Below are 4920 nucleotides of genomic sequence, written 5' to 3'. Positions count from 1 at the left end.
ATCTGGCAAGAGACTTAATTGATTAGTTCGCTCTAGAGCAAAAACAATTGACAAAAATCGCTAAATGCCTTTCTATATAAGGGTTCCATCCCTTATAACTCCCGTCCATTGCATAACACAAACCGAAGAGCCTACTTTTTCAGCCAACCCTAATTGGGGTTGGCTGAAAAAGTAGGGGCGAAACATTCCGATAGGAAATCTACGGTTTCAGCGATAGGTTAGCCAATGATAGTTAGTCAAGTTTTTAATTTCATTAGTCATTGTTTGGAGATACTGACAACGAATTATCCCATTTTTCAAAAGTAATGGCAGAGATGGTTAATTGCCCTCACCCCCTCCCCTCTAACGCTCTGGGACAGGGAAGGGGGTGAGGGAAACGAATAAAGAAAAATGGTATTACAGGCAGTTGTTGATATATTTGTAATAATTTAAGAGTCACTGATAATTGCTGATTGTCGATATTTCTGCAAATGTGAGATGCACCCTTTTTTAAGCTACAAGAAGACCCAGAGAATAGGGGGGCTAAAGTGTTGAAAGTATCGCCAATATTTAAAACTAAACTTTTTTCTGTCCGGTTATCCCATAAGAGTTAAGGATAAACACAAAGGCATAAAGAACACAAACAGAAAGACAGATTCGATTTACTTAGGGCTGGCTGAATAAATGTGAAATGTAGTCCTGTAGGGGCGAAGCATTCGGATAGAAAATCTACGGTTTCACCGATAGGTTATTGCCCGAATGCTTCGCCCCTACTTTTTGCCGCAGACCACTAGGTAGGGTTTGCGGCAAAAAGTTTGTTGGTGGGGTTAGGAGTCGGTCGTCAGTAGCCGGTCGTTTCAGGCTTTGTTGCCCTCTCTTTTTGTACTAATTTATGTACTAAAAGGAGGATAATGCCAGGTTTTTGGGGATCCCAATCCGATTTTCGCAGCACTAACATCGGATTTTAACAGGTCAAAAGCCTTATTTTCAAAGGGTTTTACCATTATTCAGCCGACCCTAAATAAATATTTTTCTTTTCTGTCTCCCCTTTTGGATTAGACTGGTAATTGAGAATAATTAGCATTTATTTAAGCGATCGCAATTCCGATACAGTTCAAAAACCGTTGACTGAGGCTGACATTAGGGGAGTTCTCACCCTTTGGCTACTTCAGTAAACTCGATGAGCTATCAAGAAATTATTGTCACTCTTGAATGAAAGACCTTCATTACCTTTGGAGATAAGAAAAGCATGGACGATAAAATTAGACCTAATGAACCAGAAAAACCAGAAAACTGGCAAAAAGACGACCAATTCTCCTATTGGGGCGGTACAGAGGCAGAATTAGATAATGTCACTCCCAGGGGTAATGACTTGGCTGCCACTTATCCTTTAGCACAAGTGGAAATGGGAAAAACCGTCTGGTTAGCGGGATTTCAGGGGACAGGAGGGATTAATCGACTCCTAGGTATGGGATTAAACCCCGGTATTCAATTACAGGTAATTAGTTCCCAACCAAGCGGGTCAGTTTTAATTGCCATTCAAGACAATCGTATTGGTATCGGGGCAGAAATGGCCGAAAAAATCCTCGTTAGTGACAGTCAACCGAAAAAACTGGAACCCAAAAAAGACCTAACTGAAGTAAGAACATTTCTGCGGGAGATACCCATAGGAAAAGTGGGTAAAGTCGTCGGTTATGACCGAGCATTACGAGGATACAAAGGAAAATTGTTATCAATGGGATTAACTCCGGGGACAGAGTTTACCGTCATTCGTGTGGCACCTTTGGGGGATCCCGTCGAGATTCGAGTGCGGGGATTTCATCTCAGTCTGCGTAAACAGGAGGCAGACGCTTTAATCGTGGAAGAAATAGACCCAGAAAGCTAAATTTAATTATCTAAGCCTATTCGTCACTTAATATCCTAAATTATGGTCAAACCGATTATCGCCTTAATTGGCAATCCTAACTGTGGCAAAACTACCCTTTTTAATGCTCTCACAGGAGCCAATCAAAGGACCGGCAACTGGCCGGGAGTAACAGTCGATCGCAAAGAGGGACGATTTCAAGTTAACGGGGAAGATATCACCCTTGTGGATTTACCCGGAGTCTATTCCCTTGATGTGGAAGAAGGGGAGACAGGAATGGATGAATTAGTCGCTAGGGACTATCTACTGTCAGGAGAGGCGGATTTAGTGATTAATATCGTCGATGCTTCTAATTTAGAGCGTAATCTCTACCTAACTACCCAAATCATGGAGATGCGTTTACCGATGTTGATTGCCCTGAATATGATGGATGTGGCCAAAACTAGGGGTATTGTGGTTAATCCGCAGCTCTTAAGCGTTCGCATAGATGCAATTGTCGTGGCGATTAGTGCGGTTAAAGGGGAAGGAATCGGAGAATTAAAGCAAAAAATTGGGGAATTAGTCAGTAATATTAGCCATACTGCCGCTTATGTCGCTTATCCTGCGGTAATTGAGGAAGCTCTTAACGAGATTGTTGCCTACATTGACGACCATAGCAGTAAAAGGATCGTTGAGCCAAGATGGACTGCTTTAAACCTACTGCAATACGAGGATCGCATCGCCCCAGAATTGCGCTCCCAGGAACTATTAAGCATTATCGTCAAGCATAGACGACAAATACACCAAGTTTTAGGGGAAGACCTTGATATTTTAATTGCTGATACTCGTTATGGCTTTATTCAACAAGTTACCCAGGGAGCCACTCAACGGACTGGACAGATAAATGATACCATGTCCGATCGCCTCGATCGCATTGTTCTCGATCGCTGGTGGGGAATTCCGATATTTTTGGGCGTAATGTACCTAATGTTCTTGTTTACCATCAATGTTAGTGCTGCCTTTATCGATTTCTTCGATTTAACTGCCCAGACTATCTTTGTCGATGGTTTTGCCCAAGTTTTACAAACAATCCATACCCCGGGTTGGCTAATTGCTCTGCTCGCTGATGGAGCGGGGGGAGGTGTGCAAACCGTCGCCACTTTTATCCCCGTAATTGGCTTTATGTTCCTCTTTTTGTCAATTTTAGAGGATTCTGGCTATATGGCCCGGGCAGCCTTCGTCATGGACCGATTGATGCGTTTGGTGGGATTGCCGGGTAAATCCTTTGTTCCCATGCTAGTGGGATTTGGTTGCAATGTGCCGGCAATTATGGCCACCAGGACCCTGGAAAATTCCCGCGATCGTTTAATGACGATTATGATGAACCCTTTTATGTCCTGTGGGGCCAGATTACCTGTTTATGCCCTATTTGCGGCGGCTTTTTTCCCCATAGGTGGTCAAAACATCGTTTTTGGTCTTTATATCTTAGGAATTCTCGCCGCTATTTTGACGGGATTGGTGATGAAAAAAACCCTACTCAAGGGAGAAATCAGTCACTTTATTATGGAATTGCCTCCCTATCATCTACCGCGTCTGAAAGGGGTTTTAATTCGCACTTGGGAACGTCTGCAAGCGTTTTTATGGAAAGCTGGACGAGTTATCGTTTTAATGGTGATGATTTTGGGACTACTCAACTCCCTCAGTTTTGATGGTTCTTTTGGTAATCAAGACAGCGAGCGATCGGTTTTAAGTGCCACCAGTAAAGCTGTAACTCCTATTTTCTCACCCATGGGACTAGAGCAGCAAAATTGGCCGGCAACGGTGGGCATTTTTACGGGAGTTTTTGCCAAAGAAGCGATGGTAGGCACATTAAACTCAATTTACAGCCAACTAGCGGGGGAAGATAACCCTAATCAGGGGGTAGCAGCCGAAAAATTCGACTTTTGGGGGCAAATTCAGACAGCTATCGCCACTATTCCCGCCAATTTAGCGCAATTACCCAATCAATTACTTGATCCCTTGGGTTTGAATATTGGTGATCTGCAAGATCAAAAAACGGCTGCCGAGAAGCAAGAAGTAGATTTAGGAATCTTTGGGGCAATGGCGAAAAGATTTGATGGTCAAGCGGGTGCTTTTGCCTATCTGTTGTTTGTTCTGCTCTATTTTCCCTGTGTTTCGGCCACATCGGCAGTATATCGCGAAACTAATGCCGGTTGGACTGCTTTTATTGCCCTCTGGACCACAGGAATGGCCTATATTGTTGCCACTTCCTTCTATCAAATCGCCACTTTTTTTCGACATCCGGGGTTTTCTCTCTTTTGGATAGTCTTGATGGGTTTAACCGTAGTCGGGGTTTTATTCACCTTAAAAAATCTCCCTCCCCGAAAAATCAACCGTCCGGCAATTTAAAAGTAGGGTGGGTTAGGCGACAAAAAGCTAGGCAACTAACTAATTATTTAGATTCGCCGTAACCCACCGCAATCAAGCAACCTTTCTCGATTTTTTTCGCTTATAAACCATGATTTTAACCGATATACAGGCTTATCTTGCCAAAAATCAGAAAGCATCTCTGGCTGACTTATCTACACACTTTCGGATGTCAGCGGATGCCTTAAGTCCCATGCTCGATCGCTTGCTGAAAAAAGGGCGAATTCGCCTGATTTCCCTGGAAAAATGCGGAGGATGCAGCCGTTGTTCCCCAGAATCTATGGCTTTTTACGAATGGATTGAGGGCAATTCCACAGGGACAAACAGATAAAAGTTTAATAATATAGAAGTTATCTCACCATTAAGATAACTGCTGTATTATGTATTAGGGGAGCATCTCATTTATGCAAGTAAGTAATTATACTTATCCCTAAAACTGGTTTCTAGCAAGGCTTTCAAAATAGCTTGACATAAAAACCTGATTTAGGGGTTACAAAGGTGAGATGCTCCCGACATGATGATATGATGAGGGAATCAACAATAAACTTAAACTAATAAAACGAAGAGGCTATGGCTTTAGAAACTTTCGGAATTTTTGGGTTAGAAGTATGTTGTCTTGGCATCTTGTACGTTGATTTAGCATAAAGAGTAACGAAAGACCAGTATTTACT

Annotated in this window: 3 protein-coding genes and 1 pseudogene; all 4 read left to right on the top strand. The window is 42.7% G+C overall.

Annotation, left to right across the window (positions count from 1 at the left end; all coding sequences use genetic code 11):
* Positions 1-1228: 1228 nt before the first annotated feature.
* Positions 1229-1864, top strand: a complete 636-nt coding sequence (locus tag IQ242_RS16775) for a FeoA family protein (protein WP_193960752.1) — start codon at positions 1229-1231, stop codon at positions 1862-1864.
* 42 nt (positions 1865-1906) lie between these two features.
* Complete coding sequence (gene feoB / locus IQ242_RS16770) at positions 1907-4231, top strand: Fe(2+) transporter permease subunit FeoB (RefSeq protein WP_193960751.1); 2325 nt, start codon at positions 1907-1909, stop codon at positions 4229-4231.
* A 109-nt stretch (positions 4232-4340) separates the two neighbouring features.
* On the top strand, positions 4341-4580 hold the full coding sequence (locus IQ242_RS16765) for a FeoC-like transcriptional regulator (protein WP_130757729.1): 240 nt from the start codon (positions 4341-4343) through the stop codon (positions 4578-4580).
* 196 nt (positions 4581-4776) lie between these two features.
* A pseudogene (locus IQ242_RS16760) lies at positions 4777-4884 on the top strand (transposase); the annotation flags it as partial.
* Positions 4885-4920 lie beyond the last annotated feature (36 nt).

Origin of the sequence: Microcystis sp. LEGE 08355 (assembly GCF_015207185.1) — a bacterium.
GTDB lineage: Bacteria > Cyanobacteriota > Cyanobacteriia > Cyanobacteriales > Microcystaceae > Microcystis > Microcystis panniformis.
This window is presented reverse-complemented; position numbering and strand designations above follow the sequence as displayed.